A 19,863-nucleotide genomic window follows, 5' to 3' on the forward strand; every position below is an offset into this window, starting at 1 on the left:
CCTTATTTGGAGAAGGTATAGGCCAATGACAGCGCATGACTGAAACCGAGCGGATATTGCAGCCCTCCTAAATATTGCCCGCTGAATTGCTGAAAACGCCCACCAAAGCCGAAGGTTTGCGCAAAAGGGTAAAATTGACTTTGCCCGATGAGATACCACTGTGAAGGAAAAACATACTGCAAAGCAAATCGGCCACTGGTATGATGGCCCAGTGATTTATCCACTTCAAAATGCGCAAAAAGAGAGGATGATACCGCATAGCGCAATCCGATACGATACCGTTTCCGCATCGCCTGCGCCTCGTTTGATCCCCCCCACTCGGAACCAATATGCTGGGCATCCAACACTGCCATCCACTGCTGATTAATGGTATAGCCCAGCCCGAGGTCAAGGCTGTAAATATGCTGCGGAGCCCTTTGCTCCGCCAAGCTGCCATGCTGGTTCAGGCGCAGCCCGAAGGTAAACGCCCCAAGCCGATGCGTATAAGCAAGCCCTATTTGTTGCTGACCAAGGTAGCGATCACCAAAATACTGATAGCCAAGATTGAAAACCCCCTCCCGATGTGGAACAGCCACTGCCAAACCTACCAGTGGCAAAGTAAAGGTTCCGTAAATCAGCTGATAATCTGATTGTAAACGGCTTGAACTCACATTACTGAGGCTCCCGAGAGCCACCTGTGAAGACACATCCCCATTATTGATGGTTACTGGCAATAGCAGGCGAGGGATTGGAGAAAGATAGGACTGGGCAGCAGCTTTTAAAGGAATAAATACCACCCATAATAATAGCACAAAAAAACGGATCATCAGCTTAAATTTCTTTAAACCAATGACCCGTTTTGATCCTTCAAGTTAAAATTCGGCTCGTTTAACCCTGTACGTAAACGAAATGACTTTGAACCTTATCAATATATGTGGCTAATTTCTCTTCACTTTCTGACGTCCAATCGATCACGTCTATGGCTTCTGGCTCGATCATAGAAAGCTTATCCTTGGCATGACGCAAATTGAGCCCTTCCACCCAAATAGTGTGTACCTCTCGATCTACCTTATAGGAAAGGTAAAATTTATAAAGTCTTCTATGTTCCATTACCTTATTATTTAAATCGTGTATGATTAAAACATTTTCTTTGCAGTCTATGTGGTTACCTTTGCGATTATAATTGTTATACTAAATTTACAAATAAAATCAGTACGCAAACCGTTCGAGTAATAAATGACTACTTTTAAGAAACCATTGTTTAATCTGATACTATGCTTTAGTATATTTTGTTTTGCCTTCGCCCACAAGGCCGCGGCCCAAACACCTCATAATCAAGTCAATAAAAAAGGACAAAAAGAAGGAAAATGGATTTACTTCTATCCCGATTCGACGGTAAGTGCGGTTGAATTCTATAAAGCTGATCAACTCGATGGAAAACTGACCACCTATTACCCCAATGGCCAACTCAAGAGTGATGAATTATGGCAAAAAGGGCTCTTAGAAGGCCGTGCGACGTATTTTTTTGAAAATCAGCAGGTGGAAAAAATGGGCAGTTACCTCAATGGGTTTTATCATGGGCAATGGACGTTTTATCATGAAAATGGGAAGAAGAAAAGGGCTGGAAGCTATCAGTTTGGAATTCCAGAAGGAGAATGGTGCTTTTATGACCACAAAGGGCGACCACTGGAAAAAGGATTATTTTCAGAAGGCATGCGGCAGGGAAAATGGCAGTACTTCAGCAAAAAAGGTATAGTAAGATTTTATGCTTTTTTTGACCAAAACAAAGATACAGTATGGTATAAAGTGCATAAAGATGGAAGAACAACGCTAATTAATGATAAGTAATAAATATAAACTTCGTTGATCCAAAAAATCACCTGTTCATAATTTTCTTATTCTACCCTTATGCTGAAGGCAAAAAAAAGGGAGCCCGCTTATCGCTGACTCCCTTTTTTTTATTCAAGAATTCTTTAGTTCTTTTTCCTTCTTGATTTTTTCTTTTTCTTACTCCTCTTCTTTGAAGTAGCTTCCTTAGGCGTTTTCACCAAGGTCATTTCGTCAATCAAATGGCTTGCCCCAGCAAATTTATCAATGATAAAAAGTGTATAGCGGATATCGACCGAGATAGTACGCTGAACGTCTGGCTCAAAGGCAATATCACCACTCATGGCTTCCCAGTTACCGTCAAATGCCGTACCGATCAGTTCGCCTTTTCCATTAATCACAGGCGATCCAGAGTTCCCGCCAGTAATGTCATTATTACTCAGGAAACAAGTAACCAACTCACCTTTATCGTTGGCGTACTGCCCGTAGTCTTTGGCTTCCCAAAGCGATTTCAGCTTGGCAGGCACCACAAACTCTGGGTTGGTCGGATCTTCTTTTTCCATCACACCATCCAAAGTGGTGTACAGGTCATAATGCACGGCATCTGCAGGGTCGTAAGCCAGCGTTTGTCCGTAGGTAACACGCATGGTACTGTTGGCATCAGGATAATACGCTTTGTCTGGGTGCATCATCATCAAAGCCTTGATATACCCGCGCTCTCCACGTGCAATTTCCTTGCTCGCTTCGGCTACTTTACCCTGCACCATTCGGCTGTTATCAATAAATGCATCTGCCACATTCATTGCAGGATCATTTTTGAAAGCTTCGGCGCTTGGATTGTTCAAGAAAGCCATCAGTTTATCTTCCTCAAAAAGGAAGGAGTTTTCAAAAATATAATCTACCAACTGGTCGAAATCAGCGGCTGATTTTTCACCATCTTCACCAAACTTCACATTGTTTACCGCAGCAAATACATCTGGGCGGTACTCATCTGATACTTCTTTATAGTACATCTCAAGTAATGCACGGAAAACTTTTTTGTCCACTTTGGCACTGTAATCCTTGAAATACTCTTCAACCATTGGTTTCAGTGCTTCAGTATATTCCTCCAGTCCTTCTGCTTTCTCGTCCTCAGCAAGGAATGGCTGAAGCCCCTGGAATCTGCGGGTAAAGTAGATAAATTCGGTCAGGTAAGGCACGAAGATAGAATACTGAATAGGCGCCGAGTAGTCGGTCATCATTTTGAATCCATGTTCCAGCTCAGGCAATACCTTGCCGAACTCATCGGTACGTTTGCTGTCAGCTTTAACCCAGGATGCAAATTCATTTTCCTCTTTCTGCTTTTTGTCATAAACACGCAGGCGTTTAAGTCCTTTGGTCTGACCTATCAGATATTTCCAGTAATTGGCCGTAGAGGCATATTTTGAAGCATACTGAATTCTTGTCTTGTCGTCAGCACTCATATCCTGCTTCAGGATTTCCAGTTTTGTCTGCATCAATTTGATACGCAAAGCATAAGAAACATCCAAAGCTTCTTTCACGCCATAAGACGACAAGTAACGCTTGGTGCTTCCAGGGTATCCCATAATCATGGCAAAGTCCCCTTCCTGAACACCATCCAACGATACTGGCAAATAATGCTTCGGCTTGAAAGGAACGTTTTTCGGGTCGTATGATGCTGGCTTACCATCTGGCGACATATAGATTCGGAAGAGCGAAAAGTCACCCGTATGGCGAGGCCACATCCAGTTGTCGGTATCGCCACCGTATTTACCGATAGACGACGGAGGCGTTCCTACCAATCGAACATCGCGGTAGGTTTCATATACAAACATATAGTAAGCATTGCCCTTGAACAACGGCTTAACATCCACCTGGTAATCGTTGCCTTCTTCTGCCTTTTTTGCAATTTCACGCATGGCCTGACCGATACCTTTTGAGCGTTCTTCGTCAGACATGCTCGAATTTACCGCCGCTTTAACCTGATCGGTAACATCTTCCATGCGCACTAAAAAGCGAACAAATAGCTTTGGGTTGGGTAACTCATGCTGCTTGGAGGTTGCCCAGAACCCGTCTGTCAGATAATCGTGCTCCAATGTTGAATGCTCCTGAATAGACCCGTATCCGCAATGGTGGTTGGTCAGTACCAAGCCTTCCTTGGAGATCACCTCGCCAGTACAAAATCCACCGAAGGAAACAATGGCATCTTTTAAGCTTGCCTGGTTTACGCTGTAAATCTCCTCAGGAGTCAGCTTCAGACCTTTCTTTTGCATGTCCTCATAATTGAGGCGCTTGATCAACATTGGAAGCCACATGCCTTCGTCTGCCAATGCAGGGAAGGTTACTGACAGCAATAAGACCGCTACAAGTAAACGCTTAATCATAAAAAATTATAAGTTAAAGTTGAATTTACATTTCAGTGCAAAGCTGATCAAAATTTATAAAAAATAAAACCACAATAGCACGAAAGGTAATAATGTTTTAATAACGGTCTAAATTGCCGATAAAAATGAAAATCCAAAATGCGTTTGTCGCATGGAGTTATAAGAAACTTCTAATCTAAACACAAAATCATAGGAGCCCGCAATGTCCATTCCAGACCCAAAGGAATAGATCATTTTATCCGTCAGGGCGATATTCTGCGGGTAATTGGGGTAATTTTGGACATATCCGTAATCACCGAACACCTTGAGGTAAACGGCAAAGGGTAAACCATTAAATTGATTTTTTTTCGTAATGGGATAAAAGCTATAGTTGCCTGAAAATACTTGTTTTTTAAAATCCCATTTATTCAAAAAATAGTGTTGCCCCTCTATCACATTAAGTTCATAGCCTCTGATATCAAAAGGTCTGAAGCCCAAACCATTCATCAGGGTGTAGGCAGGAATTGCTCTTGGGCTCGACAAACTGACCGAAGCAAGGGTGCTAAAATAAAATTGATGAGGTAATTTCCAGTATTTACTGTAACGGGTCAAAAACTGCCAAACATCGACATCATTCTGTGTGCCAATCCCCATTTTCTTCAGGGAGAATTCGAGCAAATCCCCCTCGGTGGCATAGTTCTGAAAATCACGGTGATCGATCAGTAAATGATAATACAGACTAAAATATTGCTGACTTCGCGCCCCGTTTTTATAATAATTGGGATTTTCCTGAATCACCGTATCCGCCACCCACTCATGGTTAAACCTCAGCCCGAATTCATGCCGCACATAAAAGCCTTTGCGGAGGAAGAACATCCAGTCGGCATCATACGATTCCCAGGCAGGTTGTTGCGCATCGAGAAACACCCGCTTGTGGTCGATGGTTTTCACGGCCAGGTTCTGATTCATCCGATAGTTAAACTTCAGCTTACTGCCAAAATTCTGTTTTTTGTTGAGGTAAGGGATCTTGTAATAAATCCCAAACCGACGGGTATAACCAAACTGCGCTAAAACACCGAGTTCCTCATTACGCCCTCTGATGTTGCTCTGCCGAAACTGAATCCCGTAATTCAGTCGGCTGAAATCGGCATTGTGATTTTCCACCCAATCGTTGATGTTCCGATCAGCAAGGGAAAAAATAGGCAAAGGCCAGGTGTACCACCGCTCTTTCATCCGAACGATCATGTCCATGCTTTGCCTGCTGCTATCGGTTACCAGGTCGATTTTTACTGATATAAACAGAGAGGTATTCATCAGTTTGTCTTCCATCAGTTTGAGTTGAGTACGCAAAACTGATACCGACACCTTTTGCCCCTGCTGATAGTCGAGCTCCCGAAGGATGATCTCTGGCTTGGTTTTTCGGTTGCCCAGCAGAATGATATTATCCAGGCGATAAGTATCCACCGCCCCTGTTGCTGTATTTGATTGCGCAAAACAGCTCATCGTCATCATGATCAGAATTACAGGAAGAAACAGGTGGATGGTTGTTTTGGACATGGAAGAAGGGTTGTTGTGTTTTTAAGCCATGATGACCTTGATTAACAGGATTACCATGATTTTATTTTTTTATCGAGTCGTTAATATAGATTAAAATAATCTGTGGAAATCTGCGTAATCAGTGGACAATAAAAACAAAGATCATACAAAAAATCAATCTGTGAAAATCTGTGCCATATGTGGGTGAAAAAACATAAAAAAACGGATCGCCCCAATTGAGATGATCCGTTCATTGCATGAATAATCAGCAATTACTCATTCGGCAATTTGAGCCCATCTTTTTTGGTTGCCAAAAACCAGATTACCAGCCCCATGATGATGAAAGGTACCGACAGCCACTGCCCCATATTCAATGGAATGGTGTTTTCAAAAGGAACCTGATTCTCTTTGAAGAACTCCACCACAAAACGAATCGAGAATAAAACCGTCAGGAAGATTCCCAATAGCTGACCGTGTGGAATATCGCCTTTGCGTTTCATCCAATAGAAGAATAGGCCAAAGAAAAGGATAATGTAACTGATGCCTTCGTACTCCTGTGCAGGGTGACGAGGAATCCCCAGAACGTTCACATGAGCCACCCACTGCCCATTATCCGATGCCAATTTATAGTGTATTGGCTGATCGGTAGGTACGGTAATGTGCTCCTTCACGTAGGAGTATTTTGTCAGGTTATATTTAACATTTTTTTCAATATAACGACGTACTTCCTGCTCTCTGACACCCTTATGGAAAGTCATTTTCATGTCGATTGGCACTTCGCCTTTCGCCACATTTTCGATCATTGAAGAGGCGGCTTTTGAAAAATCAACCTCATCAATTCCGCTTTCACGGACAAACATCGCTTTCGGATCATGGGCAAATACGACCCCACTCGTTGTGCCTGTTGGCAGACCGATAATTTCTGAATTCAAAAAATTACCCGTACGGATACACAAAGCACCGATACCGACCACCAACGCTACGCGGTCAATGACCCAGAAGAATTTCTGATCTTTATGCTTGCGTGCGTAAATATATATGGCAATTAAAATTCCGATCGTTGCACCATGCGATGCCAGCCCACCTTCCCAGATCATCAGGATTTTCCATGGGTGAGGCAGATAGTTTTGTGGCTCATAGAAAAGCACATGACCAAGACGCGCCCCGATTACCGTACCGATCACGGCATGGATGGTTAAGGATTCAATATCCTTGATCGGTTTCATTTCATTTTTAAAAACATAAACCATCACCTGTTGCATGATGATAAAGCCCAAAGCGAAAAGCAATCCATACCAGCGAACGTGGTTCAGGATTGGGATATCCAAATTGGGGAAAATTTCAGGAGTGGGATACCAGAGAATGTAGCCCATCAATTGTGATAACATATAAAAAAGCGTTTCGGTGATCGATTATAAAGATTTAAATTCTTATTTCGGTAAATGTAGGAAATCAGTAGGATTTTTTCTCGAAGAATTGGGGGTTTATTTTAATATAAGCCCTGTGTAAAAATGTTGGTGGGGGAATAAGGACGATGATTACCTTGATTTAAAGGATTACCGTGATCTTTTATTTTAGCATAGCTGAAGAAATGGTCAAACCGACAAATAACCCAAAAAGTTAATTTGCAAGCTGTATGGATACACCCAATGTCATTAGGTTAAGCGCCTTATCCCGTAGAGACGTTATTTTTAACGTCTAACACAACGCTGATTTCGCTTAGATTTATTCAAATGGTAACGTGAGACATAATGAATTATGCCTTTACATGCATTTCAAATTTACACCTGAGCCAGCCCAAAATCCTTAACTTAATGACATTGTGAATACACCTATGTTTGTATCCGAAATTTGTTACGATTAGGGCAGACACACAGGTCAGCCCATACAGCGCCCCAAAACACCCTACCTATCAGCTCAAAAATCCTTTTAATCCCATTAATCTGTGGACAATAAACACATTACTTTGATCCAAGCGGGACGCTTGAACCAAAGCAATTCATCCTTGGTTTAAAACCCATTACGCCCTTTCCAAAAGGCGCAATTCCTGATCGAAACCACCCGACAAAATCGGGAAACGACACCAGGTGCGGGAATCCACATTGAAATCATCCAAATGGAAAGACGGTGCATAACGCTCGCGCTTCCATTGGTTGCGTGACCACATGCGGAAAAATTTGATCACGTGGGCTTTCAGCAATGCTTCGGGCTCGAGTTCAATTTTCAGCAATTCATCGAAAACACGCATGGGGGATTTCCGTTCTTTGATTGCCAAACGTTCGATTGCCTGAATGACGAAATACGGCATCAGGTCGTCTTCATCGGTTTGGGTCTGCTCCAATGGACGCAATTCAGCCGTTGGATTCAGATTATTCACATGGTTGAGTGATTTATAATTCAAGGCTTCTTCTGCCCACTGCAGCCAATTCAAGACAAAATATTTATCCACACCTGCAATCGGGGCGATCGACCCTGCGGTGTCGCCGTCCATAGTGGCGTAGCCGACATCTCCCTCGCTACGGTTGGAGGTGGTCAAGAGCAATCCGCCAGTGGTGTTGGTCAGCATCCAGATGATCGGCGCACGGGAACGTGCCTGAATGTTCTGCAGAGCGATATCGTCCTGCTCCCAGGTCAATTTTCTACCCAAAGCCGTTTCGACTTTTCCGGTATAACTTGCGACTTCCTCATCGATCAGCCAATGGTGGAAATCAGCCCCAATCTCTTCCGCCAATGCCTGTGCCGAATCCAGAGTGTCCTGCGAGCTGTTCACCGTCCCTTGATAAGCAGTAACCAATACCTGTTTTCCCAAGGCTTTGCGAAGCTCCTCGCCTGAGAGTTTGTTCAATTCCTCAAAAATATCAGCTCGATGGATTTTCTCCAAGAAGCGTTTCAAGCCCAATTCGTTCAATCCTCTTTTGACCAATTCACCGACCAAAACGGCGCAGGTGCTTGAGTCAGCGCCTCCACTCAAGGACAGAACGAAACACTTGCTGTACGTCTTGCGCAGGTAATCAAACATCGCCAAAGAGGATGCCTTGATGAACTCCGTATTTTTATCTTTCGGATCAGGATTCAAAGTTGGTTTTTCAGAAACGCCATCAAAATTCACCTTGGCGGTAATCAGATCGACATTTTTGAAAGACATGCGGGAACTGCGCTGAAGCAATTCGCCTTCCTGCGCAATGATGATGTCGCCATCATAAACCATGCGGCCCGCTTCATTACCCAATAAGTTTGAGTAGATATAAGTGAAACCATAGGCTTTTGATGCAGGCAGGATCAATCCCTCACGCACCAAACTTTTTCCAAAGGCAAAATGACTCGCCGAGGGGTTCAGTACCACATCCAAGTCCCAACCTCTTTCGAAATAATGTTTTGCAGGGCGATCCTCCACCCAAGCATCTTCACAAATCTCAAAGCCGATTTTCAGCCCTTGCGCTTCGAACAAGTAATCCCCGAATGGATAGCTTTTGCCTTCGAAAGTAAATTCGCTTTGTGTGCCATTTTCCCAAGCCGTAAACCAGCGAGGTTCATAATGCACGCCCTCGTTCGCCAAATGCTGTTTGGCATAAAAGCCCACAATCTGCTGATTGTCGATCAGACAGGCCACATTGTACAGCTTGCCTTCTTTCCAAATCGGCAAGCCCACACAAACGGCAATGTCGGTGGTTTCTGCAACGATCTCAGGCAAAAATGACTGCGCTTTTTCCGCCACCCAGTCGCTCAAAAACCAGTCCTCACAACCGTATCCAGTAATACATAATTCAGGCAAACACAACAGGCGAACCTCCGCTTCTTGCGCTTCTTTGATCGCTCGCTTGATGTTCGAGACGTTCTCTTCCCATTTCATGGGCGTCTGATTCAAAGCCGATCCTGCAACAAACATTTCTCTCATGCTACAAATAAAAGGAGTGTTACCTTCAAATCCATAGATTCGCCATGAAAATGTGGTGAGTGAAGGTTTTTAAAAAGAACGGGGTGTGGAGGGGATTGAGAAGGGCATCATAATCCTTTTATTAAAATAGGATTTGGGAGTTCCAATAAGTGCTTTTTTTTACAAAACAGAAAAATAAACACCCATTACATACCACCGAATAGATTGACACAGCCACCGCTAATCAAAAAAACACTCCATACTTTAAATCAAGATCCTTTTTAACTTCATTATCCAAATTGGCATTTTTAAAATTATAACAGTAATTTAAAAAAGGCAATATGTAATATAATGATTATTATAATACAAAAAATCACCTATCGCCATATTACATTTGGTTTAAAAATCAACACAAATGAAAACCAAAGCTACTACCGCCCTTATTATTTGCCTTATTTTATCTGTTTTTAGCTGTACAGAAACAGAAGAGGCATTGCCAATCAATGAAATGATGAATCACTGTATGCCCGAGAATGTAAATGTGTCTTTTGAAGATACATGGACTGAGAATGGCATTGAAATATCTGAAAAATTCACCTACAACAATCAAATAATATACGAAGGAGATGCTATTAAAAATCTCACTCAAGCAATAATAACTGAAGCTGGGGATACTTTAAAACCCGATAAACCAATAAAACTTACGATTAATGATGAACAACAAATTATTGAAACAGTAAATATGTTCCAAAAGGAAGTATTTACTTACGATGAAGAGGGACGTATCTCTCAAATTGTCACCTATTTTGACTACTCAAATTACCGTTATAAGCCAATTATGCGTGTTTTACCGATGAGCATCGATAGACGATCAGAATTCACTTTAGAATCAAAAACAAAGTATAGTTATCAAGGAGAATCAACGAGCCCCATATCTGCAAATATTGAATATTCTAACAACACATCTGAGCACCTAAAATTTTTTTACCAAAATGATTTATTAGAATCTATAGAAATTAAATCGAGTAGTGACCAGATAAAGTTTTTAGAATTTAAATATGACAATAGTTCTTTTGTAGGACCGCATTTGCCCTTTGCGCTAATTCGAGCTTTACCAAATTGGTCATATCCTGTTCTACCTCAATCACTCGTTCCTTCAATAAATAAAAACATCACGGAGTTAAACATATACACCAGTAATTCTAATGGAAGCAAGGGATATAAAGTTAACCAGATAAAGTGGGGGCATGAATACAATGAAAATAATCTAACGATCAAAACTCAGCTTTTAGCACTCCTTGAGTTTGGAGAAAGTGGTGAACAGATTGACGATGAATTGGAGGGTGTGAAATTGTCTGTAAATTATGAGTACCAATGTAGATGACAAAATCGGGTAGATGGCTGGTGAAAGAAAATTTCCTCTTTCACCAGTACACCTCCCACACCACCCTGCATACGGATCCGTACAGGGCGGTTTCTTGTCTTGAAATTATTAACCTCAATGACTTTCATTTCCTGTCGTTATCTTTCGGCATAAACACTCTTACCTATTTTCGGATTCCGTCCTATCTTCCAGTAAGGAGTCCCTTTCGGGCATCTGCTATCATCTGCTTTACAGTAACTTTCAGTTGAAAATCTGACAAGATTCAGTCCTTCCATAGATTGTGAGACCTCTGTAGTTCTTACAGCTCATTGCCTCTATGTACTATGACCTCTGCTGACTTCTCGCAATAAACCTTTTTCGACCAGGTATTACTGTCTGCGAGACCTCCCGCGGTAAGACGACTTAACTTTCTCTCCATCTACCTGCACCATTTACAGCATTGCCTTCCGAGTAGTTTTGGACTTCGTTTTGTTTGGCAAACTTATCCAGACAACACTGCCTCATGATGTTCGTGTCCCTCAGGCCAGAGATTTGCATACAGCTTCCTTCAGATTATACCTCACGGTAAACACCCTTGCCTTCTGCTATGTGGTTGGCACTACTAACCCCCACTACGGACTTGCACCGATTAGTTAATCGCCATGCACGGCGCACCAAAAAAAAATCCCTCCTACTTTATCGTAAGAGGGATTTTTTATTTCCAGGATCATCACGCACCAAGCCGAAGCCTAATGCTCAACGACTAAAAAACGCTGATAGGCTCCTCGGATTTTTTCCTGTAAAGATTCGGAGGCAGGCATCAGCGGCAAACGGACATCATGACTACAAATGCCCATTTCACTGAGTAGTTGCTTGACGCCTACGGGATTCGATTCGTCGTACATCAACGGATTGATCTCCGCAATTTGATGAAGTGCTTTTTGTGCCGTCTCCATATCGTTGGCCAAAGCAGGCTTAACGATTGATTGCATCTGCTCGGGCAGCGCATTGCCCAACACAGAAATCACACCTTTTGCTCCAACGGAAATCAAAGGTAAAGTCAGCAAATCATCACCCGAAATCAGTAAGAAGTCTTTAGGTGCCCGGCGGGCAATTTCTATGGCATTGCCCAAATTCCCCGAGGCGTCTTTTGTCCCGATAATATTTGGGTGTTCTGCCAGGCGGAGGGTTGTTTTTACATGAATTTTAGAGGCCGTACGCCCAGGTACATTATACAAAATCACGGGTACTGGCGAGGCATCAGCAATCGCTTTGTAATGCTGGTAAATCCCTTCCTGCGTCGGTTTATTATAACATGGACTTACGCTAAGGATCGCATCGATCCCTTCAAAGTCAATCCCTGCTAATTGTTCCAATACCACGCGAGTGTTGTTGCCTCCAACGCCTAATACAATAGGTAAATTCTTTGTATTATGCTGTTTGACAAAATCAAGCACTTGCTTCTTCTCGCCTTCAGTGAGCGTAACAGACTCCCCCGTAGTGCCCTGCACCACCCAGTAGTCCACACCCCCTTTGGCTGTATGGTTCAACAACTGACTTAAAGCTTGGTAATCCACATTACCTTCGGCATCAAAGGGAGTTACCAAAGCGACTCCCGTACCACTAAAATCCTTCATCTTGTTATCCTTAGTGTATGGCTTGTAAATATCGATAAAATATGGCGGTCATTTGTTTGGGCTGTTCATGATCCTGGAGCATAAACATCAACTCATAAAACGCTTCTTTACCTTCAAAAAATCTACCGATACGCATTTTGGCATTTGACCTTGCATTCACATAATCCGTCAGCGAATCATGTTCCAGATCAAAATGCAGCAGCATATCGAAATCCTCTTCCAGAAACCGCTCAAGCATTTCCGACTTCAGCGTTCCTGAAAAATTGAAATCCTCGGCACTGAAATGCCCCCACGGCTGCGCGGGCACCAATGTTTTTTCAGGAATACAACAGATCACCTCCACGGTTTTACCCGCTTGCTGAAGCTGTTCAGAAAATCGGCGAATCTCCATTTCCTTGGCCTCCCCCGCAAGGGTGTAAAGAATAGAAATACGCTTTGCTGATGCGATATTCATGCTATTACGCACGGCATTATTTGACTTTAGGTAGTGTTTTGTCTTTCGGTTGATGCAAGTTTCTTTTAAAGAAAACATAACGGCTAATTTTCCAACATTTGTTCTAACTGTACTTCCGACAAAATCGCTATCCCCATCTCCTTAGCTTTCTTGGTTTTTGTCGTTTCTTTTTCTGAATTCGACACAAGATAGTCTAATTTTTTAGAAAATGAGGACATCACTTTTCCCCCAGATGCCTTAATTCGGCCTTCCAATATGCTTTTCTTTGTAGAAAATTTACCCGACAGACAAAAACTCTTCCCGCCAAGTTGATCGTTGTCCCCTAAATCCACCGCCTCGATTTTCATCTTCAGGCCTGCTTGTTCAAGTCGTTCAACGATCTGTGTATTTTTTTCATCATTAAAATAATCAACAACGCTTTTGGCGATTTGCTTCCCGACATCAGGCACGGCCTCAAGTTCTTCAAGCGGTGCATAACGAAGCGTTTCCATCTGCTCGAAATGTTCCGCAAGCTTTACGGCCACAGTTTGTCCGACGTAGCGAATGCCGAGTGCAAAAAGCACCTGCTCAAAAGGGGTCGCCAAGGATTGTTTGATTCCCTCGACCATTTTTTGGGCAGATTTCTCTTTGAAACCTTCGAGGCTTAAAGCATCCTCGATTGTCAAGTCAAACAGATCGGCCACATTCTTCACCAAACCTCTTTGAAAAAGCTGATCGATTGTCCGCTCTCCCAAAGAGTCAATATTCATCGCTTTTCGCTGAATAAAGTGTTCAATTTTACCTTTAATCTGCGGTGGGCAACCTGTCGTATTCGGACAATAGTGGTTAGCCTCTCCTTCCACACGAATCAAAGTCGTCTTACACTCAGGACATTCTTCAATGAACTGAATGGCTTCCGCGGCTTCCTGACGTTCCTCAGTAAGCACACCGGTAATTTTCGGAATAATCTCTCCGCCCTTCTCCACCGTCACCATATCCGACTGATGTAAATCGAGCCGTTCGATCTCGTTGGCATTGTGCAAAGATGCCCTCCTGACGGTGGTTCCCGCCAAAGCAACAGGCTCCAGGTTCGCCACAGGTGTAATTGATCCCGTGCGCCCTACCTGATAGGTTACAGAGGAAAGACGGGTGATGCCCACTTCCGCCTGATATTTATAGGCAATTGCCCAACGAGGCGATTTGGCCGTGTAGCCCAAAGCTTGTTGCTGTTTATAGCTGTTCACTTTGATCACGATGCCGTCGGTCTCCAAAGGCAATGATTTTCTTTTTTCCTCCCATTCAGCAATGTAAGTCAATACCTGCTCGATGGTCGTACATTTTCGGTAAGTCTGAGAGACGTTAAAGCCCCACGACTTAATGGTTTCAAGTGCTTCCTCATGTGTAGTAAAGGGAAGATTCTCCCCTAAAACCGCATACAAATAGCAATCAAGTTTACGTTTGGCCACCAAAGCGGAGTCCTGCAATTTCAGACTTCCCGAGGTGGTGTTTCTCGGGTTGGCATACTTATCGCCTTCAGCCAAAGTGGCATTCAATCGTTCAAATTCTTTGTGCGACATAAACACCTCACCACGCACTTCAAACTCCTCAGGCAGTTGCCCCTGCAGCTGCAAAGGCAAAGTGCGAATGGTTTTTGCGTTGGCGGTAATGTTATCCCCACGGGTACCATCGCCACGGGTGGTAGCCAGTGCCAGTTGCCCATTGCGATAGGTTAGGGAGATCGCCACCCCGTCAAATTTCAGCTCACAGATATATTCCAGTTCCTCAGCAATGCCTTCCCCTTCAAGTCCTTTGCGCACCCGCTGATCGAACTCTCTCAAATCTTCCTCCGAGTAGGTGTTTCCCAAAGAAAGCATGCGGTATTTATGAACCACATTTTCAAAATTTTTGGTGACTGTCCCACCTACCCTTTGCGTTGGAGAGTTAGGATCGGCAAATTCAGGATAATCCTTCTCCAGCCCAATCAGCCGATTCAGCAATTGGTCAAATTCCTGATCCGAAATTTCGGAACGGTCTTCCTGATAATAAAGATGATTATGATGGTTGATGACCTTGGCCAAAGAATCCATCTCCTTTTTTATTTCTGTTGTTGCCATATCTCTTGTTGTAACAAAAGTATTGTTTTTTATATCTGTTCAAAAATTGAGGGGAATGTTGTATTTCGCTAATTGAGGGTATGGACGCACTCAAACACAAGTGTAATTTACTGATTGTCAATATTTTAAAAGCAGTAAGCTATTTGCCCACCTGTCCCAAAACCAACGCTACCCGTTACAATCCTAACACTAAGGTAGGTCTTGCACTGATTTATAACTAAAAAAATTTAAAGGAATGAAGCCTCTGCCTTGTTCAAAGGCAGATTTAAGCTTCCGAATACCAAGTACCCATTTACACCTCGGTACGCACAAAAGTTACCCCATGAGCTTGCAGTTCCGCTAACACGGGCGCGTAAATCTCAGGCAAAATAGGGCGATGAAGTCCACGAAGGTTTATTTTGCCTTCAAAGAGCATCCGAGCAACAATGCCCAAGGGCAGCCCTACGGTATCCGAAATAGCCGTTTGCGTAGCGTTTTTTCCTTCTACCACCATATAGGAATGATGCGTTTTCCTTTGCCCTTCAAGGTCATAAACAAAACGGTGCCACATCACCACCATATCTTTTTCATTGGCCAGGAGCGTCCATTTTTTGCGGAGAATATGTTCAAGGATTTGCGCTGGACTTCCAGCCTCAAGCCCCACCAGTTCATCACTGAACAAGCCCAGCCACTTGAGTTTATACATGATTTCTGCTTCAAGGCTGATACTCAGATAATGCGCCAGCTTCAGCTCCACAGAATCGTCAGGGTTATAAGACAAAAAGCTATTGATAAACTGTCGGTGGGTCATTTGCCCGACGCCTTCCATTTGGTAGGTGTCATCTGTTGCTCCCAACTGCACGAAAACATTCCACGCCTTACAAAAACCCACACGGCGCAAAGTTCCGCGGTACAACGTTTTAATCCCCTGAAGCTGATAGACATTCAGGTATTTCAGAGAATCCCGATTGGCATAGCCTTCAAAGTAACCATAATCAGGAATATAAATCACTTCGGTACGATTGAATAACCGTTGATAAGGAATGAATTTATAACGCCCTTCCTGAAGAAATTTCACCACGCCCTGCCCTGCCAGCACCACGTTTCGCGGATTCCAGGTAAACTTATATTCCCACGGATTTTCCAGTTTGGAGGGTGCCAGCAAGCCTCCTGTAAACGTCTCAAAAGCATGTAGCTGACCACCTTTCGCCTTAATCTCATCGAGTTCCTTCATCGCCGACATATGATCGATTCCAGGATCGAGGCCACATTCCTTCAGCACTAAAATCCCCGCCTCCTCAATTTCTTTGGACAGCGCTGATATCTCATCCGTTACGTAAGAGGCCGAAAGGAAATGCACCTTGAACTGAAGGCAATACCGCAAAACCACCTCATGAAACCGTGCAGGCACCATTGAAATCACCATCATTGATTTCCCCACCCAGGTTTCCATGGCCTGTGCATCGAAAATATCAAGCGCAATGGCCTGAGCACTGGAACCTTCGGGAATCTTGGCTTCCGCCACCGAACGCTCATGATCAGCAACCACCAACTCAAATTGGTTATTTTGATTATAATCGTTTAAATATTCAATCATAGCGCTGGTAGATTGCCCCGCCCCGATACATAAAATCATTGGCATAACAGTAAATTTTGGATTTTTATGGTATAATTAACAACATAATGCAATTGGCTATATTATATTAAAAAGATTTCAGCACTTTTGTACCACTTTATGAGCAAAGAAAAATTAACGATTGAATTTGAGCGCGTCGGATTTGACGACCTGACCACCACAGAACAGGAACTTGTAGCGCAGGCGCGTGCAGCAGCAAAGAATGCTTATGCCCCATACAGTCATTTTCAGGTCGGTGCGGCCTTACTATTGGCCGATGGCGCAATACACACGGGGAACAATCAGGAAAACTCCGCTTACCCTTCAGGCCTGTGTGCTGAACGAACGGTACTGTTTGCCACTTCAGCCAATAAACCCGACATGCGGGTAGTTACACTGGTGATCACGGCTAAAAAAGAAGAAGCGGAAACCTTTCAGGCAGTAACGCCTTGCGGTGCTTGCCGACAAGTCATGACAGAATATATGGACAAACAGAGCGCGCCCTATCAGGTCATTCTTGAGGCAGGGAACCAACAGTTCATCAAAGTCAAAGATGTCAGAGATCTTTTGCCTTTTACATTTTCCAAGGATCAATTATAGTTTTATAATTAATTGGTACCTTTAGGAACTTTGAAAAAAAATGATGTATAGCGCTATTTTATTGTCTTTTTAAACTATTTTTAGTCCAACGGCATTTAATAATTGTATTCAAGACCTATTTTTTAAAACTTACCATTATATTAGGAGGTGAAATTAAAAGCTTAATGCTGTTTTAATTACTCCGACGTATAATTAACCTTTTTACAGGCCGACTTTGTGTATTTTATTCCCAAATTGGCCATCGGAGAAGCAACCAATATCGACCCAACATTAATACATGATGCAAGAAATAGATATATCAGATCTACGGAAGCTGACAGAATATATTAAAACTAATGGTAACTACGATTTTACCAATTACGCCATGTCCTCTTTTAAAAGACGCGTGGTGCGGGTACTGGAGCTTTACAAGCTCGAATCTGTAGACCATTTAATTGAAAAGTTTCGCACTGAGCAAACTTTCATGGAGGTTTTCCTGACCGAAATTACTGTCAATGTTACCGAGATGTTCCGAGACCCTTCGTTTTGGCGACACCTCCGCGATGACGTTGTGCCCAACTTGCTCCTCAACCATAAATCCATTAACATCTGGCACGCTGGCTGTTCCTCTGGTGAGGAAGTTTTTTCCATGGCCATTTTATTGAAAGAAGCCAACCTCCTTGATCGCGTTCGCATTTACGCCACTGACCTGGACCATAAGATTATCGCAAAAGCCAAAAAAGGCCGGTATACGATCAAGAACATGGAACTGAACAGAAAAAATTATGTGCGCTTTCAGGGCAGCACCGAATTTGACCAATATTATAAAGAAGAAAACGGCTTTGCGGTATTGGACCCCAGCCTGATCGATCAGGTAACCTTCCGAGTGCATGACCTGGTACAGGGGCCTGTTTTCAATAAATTTGATTTGGTATTGTGTCGCAATGTGATGATTTACTTCAATCAGAACCTTCAGAATGTGGTCCTTAACAAACTGCATGAAAGCCTTTTCAATTATGGTTATCTGGCCGTGGGTTCCAAGGAATCATTGATTTGGTGTGATATTGCCAATAAGTTCATTGTTGTCAACAATGAGGAAAAAATTTACAAGAAGATTAAGGAATAACGCTAAGATCTTTTTGTATGAAAAAATACGCCATCAACGATCAATACAAAGCGGTGGTCATCGGCGGCTCAGCAGGGAGTTTTCAGGGAATCACCAAACTGCTCAGTGCTTTGCCCGAAGATTTCCCTCTTCCGATTATTCTTTGCCTTCACCGTTTGAAGCATGTCAGGAATGGATTTGTAGAGGCTTTGGATATTAAAAGCACCAAGAAAATCTATGAGCCCCTGGACAAGGAGCCGATCAAGCGCGGGAAGGTTTATTTGGCACCGTCAAATTATCACCTGTGTGTGGAACTGGGTAATTATTTTTCATTGTCCACAGAGGAGATGATCAACAATTCAAGGCCAGCCATCGACATCACCCTGGGCACTTGTGCATATGTATATCGGCACAAACTGATTGGGATTTTGCTCTCTGGCGCCAACCGTGACGGCGGTGCAGGCATGGCCAAAATTGCGCAGAAAGGTGGACTGACGATCGTACAAAACCGCGCCGAATGTATGATTCCGACCATGCCACAGGCTGCTTTGGACATGAGCCCGATAGATTACGAATTGACCATTAACGAAATAACTGATTTTTTAAACCAATTGCACAAAACTTTGAAGGGATGAAACAGCGAAAACGAAAAATTATCGGCATCGCCTTAGTGTGCTTGACCATCATTGCTACATTGCTTAATGCTGTGTTGGGTTATATGCTACCTGCTACATTGGTTGAACAGGTTGGTACACTGACGCTCAATGAACTGCCACAACTTCAGGAGATCATTTTGCCACATCAGGTACTGACGGTTGCCAACTTGGTATTTATTGGACTGACACTGCTTTACTACCTCTCAGGAGGAATTACAGACACTGAGCAGCATGTCGTTTATATTGAAAGAGAATCTGAGGAAGATGATAACCAAATTGATGCTTCTGCCGAGCACCGTGCTTACACCTGGGAATCAGGGCAGATGGAAAGATATTATAATCAATCGAACAATAATAAAGAACGATTGAGTGCCATTTTAAATCACCTGTGTAAGGATCTTGAAGCCGGGCAAGGCGCCATTTACCTTACCGACACCGATTTAGATGCTGACCAAAACCAAAAAGCGACTTTCCAGGCAGGATACGCCTTTACTTATACCGACAATTCCAGACTGGAAATCAATGCAGGCGATGGGCTGTTGGGGCAATGTATTAAGGATGGACAAGAATTCAACCTGGCCACGATCCCTGAAGGCTATTTGAGAATTTTATCAGGACTGGGGGAATCCAGCCCAACATCATTAGTGATCCTTCCGATCAAAAACAATGAAGCTGTCGTGGGGGCAATAGAAATTGCCAGCTTCACACCATTTACTCAGCACGACATAGATTTTATCAAGGAACAGATGTCGGCATTGGGGCGCCTATTGGGCTCCAACTCGCTCACACCCCAATCCTAACCT

General features: G+C 43.2%; 16 protein-coding genes. 6 read left to right on the plus strand and 10 right to left on the minus strand.

The annotated features are described in order from the left end of the window. Nucleotides 1-2: 2 nt before the first annotated feature. Both AABK40_RS09560 and AABK40_RS09565 read right to left on the minus strand, forming a co-directional pair. Nucleotides 3-806 (minus strand): hypothetical protein, encoded by an 804-nt coding sequence (locus AABK40_RS09560; RefSeq protein ID WP_338396902.1) that lies wholly within the window; start codon nt 804-806, stop codon nt 3-5. Between the two features lie 61 nt (nt 807-867). Next, nucleotides 868-1,089, minus strand: a complete 222-nt coding sequence (locus AABK40_RS09565) for a hypothetical protein (RefSeq protein WP_332918893.1) — start codon at nt 1,087-1,089, stop codon at nt 868-870. 126 nt (nt 1,090-1,215) lie between these two features. Between AABK40_RS09565 and AABK40_RS09570 the strand changes: the two genes are divergently transcribed. Continuing rightward, nucleotides 1,216-1,827 (plus strand): toxin-antitoxin system YwqK family antitoxin, encoded by a 612-nt coding sequence (locus AABK40_RS09570; protein WP_338396903.1) that lies wholly within the window; start codon nt 1,216-1,218, stop codon nt 1,825-1,827. A 125-nt stretch (nt 1,828-1,952) separates the two neighbouring features. On the opposite strand, the gene AABK40_RS09575 is transcribed toward AABK40_RS09570, so the two are convergent. From AABK40_RS09575 to nadE, 4 genes are all read right to left on the minus strand, one after another. Further along, nucleotides 1,953-4,190, minus strand: coding sequence for a S46 family peptidase (locus tag AABK40_RS09575; RefSeq protein WP_338396904.1), 2,238 nt, complete (start codon nt 4,188-4,190; stop codon nt 1,953-1,955). A gap of 108 nt (nt 4,191-4,298) precedes the next feature. After that, nucleotides 4,299-5,726: a BamA/TamA family outer membrane protein gene (locus tag AABK40_RS09580; protein ID WP_338396905.1), complete on the minus strand. Its 1,428-nt coding sequence runs from the start codon at nt 5,724-5,726 to the stop codon at nt 4,299-4,301. Between the two features lie 251 nt (nt 5,727-5,977). After that, a complete protein-coding gene (lgt, locus tag AABK40_RS09585) occupies nt 5,978-7,093 on the minus strand; it encodes a prolipoprotein diacylglyceryl transferase (RefSeq protein ID WP_338396906.1) in 1,116 nt (371 codons plus the stop codon). Between the two features lie 632 nt (nt 7,094-7,725). Beyond that, nucleotides 7,726-9,600 (minus strand): NAD(+) synthase, encoded by a 1,875-nt coding sequence (nadE, locus tag AABK40_RS09590; protein ID WP_338396907.1) that lies wholly within the window; start codon nt 9,598-9,600, stop codon nt 7,726-7,728. A gap of 394 nt (nt 9,601-9,994) precedes the next feature. On the opposite strand from nadE, the gene AABK40_RS09595 reads away from it, so the two are divergent. After that, entirely contained in the window at nt 9,995-10,963 is a 969-nt protein-coding gene (locus AABK40_RS09595; RefSeq protein WP_338396908.1) for a hypothetical protein, read from the plus strand. Between the two features lie 728 nt (nt 10,964-11,691). On the opposite strand, the gene dapA is transcribed toward AABK40_RS09595, so the two are convergent. From dapA to AABK40_RS09615, 4 genes are all read right to left on the minus strand, one after another. Continuing rightward, complete coding sequence (gene dapA / locus AABK40_RS09600) at nt 11,692-12,579, minus strand: 4-hydroxy-tetrahydrodipicolinate synthase (RefSeq protein WP_338396909.1); 888 nt, start codon at nt 12,577-12,579, stop codon at nt 11,692-11,694. Nucleotides 12,580-12,589: 10 nt separating this feature from the next. Further along, nucleotides 12,590-13,111, minus strand: coding sequence for a DUF6913 domain-containing protein (locus tag AABK40_RS09605; RefSeq protein WP_338396910.1), 522 nt, complete (start codon nt 13,109-13,111; stop codon nt 12,590-12,592). Nucleotides 13,112-13,116: 5 nt separating this feature from the next. After that, nucleotides 13,117-15,126: an NAD-dependent DNA ligase LigA gene (ligA, locus tag AABK40_RS09610; protein WP_338396911.1), complete on the minus strand. Its 2,010-nt coding sequence runs from the start codon at nt 15,124-15,126 to the stop codon at nt 13,117-13,119. 292 nt (nt 15,127-15,418) lie between these two features. Continuing rightward, on the minus strand, nt 15,419-16,747 hold the full coding sequence (locus AABK40_RS09615; RefSeq protein ID WP_338396912.1) for a saccharopine dehydrogenase family protein: 1,329 nt from the start codon (nt 16,745-16,747) through the stop codon (nt 15,419-15,421). A 93-nt stretch (nt 16,748-16,840) separates the two neighbouring features. Here AABK40_RS09615 and cdd point away from each other — a divergent pair, with 93 nt between their 5' ends. The 4 genes from cdd to AABK40_RS09635 all read left to right on the plus strand — a co-directional run bounded on the left by cdd (nt 16,841) and on the right by AABK40_RS09635 (nt 19,860). Continuing rightward, nucleotides 16,841-17,320, plus strand: coding sequence for a cytidine deaminase (gene cdd / locus AABK40_RS09620; protein WP_332918884.1), 480 nt, complete (start codon nt 16,841-16,843; stop codon nt 17,318-17,320). A gap of 277 nt (nt 17,321-17,597) precedes the next feature. Further along, nucleotides 17,598-18,425 carry a CheR family methyltransferase gene (locus AABK40_RS09625; protein WP_332918883.1) on the plus strand — a complete coding sequence of 276 codons (828 nt, stop codon included), beginning with the start codon at nt 17,598-17,600 and terminating at the stop codon, nt 18,423-18,425. Nucleotides 18,426-18,442: 17 nt separating this feature from the next. After that, nucleotides 18,443-19,039 (plus strand): chemotaxis protein CheB, encoded by a 597-nt coding sequence (locus AABK40_RS09630; RefSeq protein WP_332918882.1) that lies wholly within the window; start codon nt 18,443-18,445, stop codon nt 19,037-19,039. Then, on the plus strand, nt 19,036-19,860 hold the full coding sequence (locus AABK40_RS09635; protein WP_338396913.1) for a GAF domain-containing protein: 825 nt from the start codon (nt 19,036-19,038) through the stop codon (nt 19,858-19,860). The genes AABK40_RS09630 and AABK40_RS09635 overlap by 4 nt, the downstream gene beginning before the upstream one ends. The last annotated feature ends 3 nt before the right edge of the window (nt 19,861-19,863 follow it).

Source organism: Persicobacter psychrovividus (assembly GCF_036492425.1).
GTDB classification, from domain to species: domain Bacteria; phylum Bacteroidota; class Bacteroidia; order Cytophagales; family Cyclobacteriaceae; genus Persicobacter; species Persicobacter psychrovividus.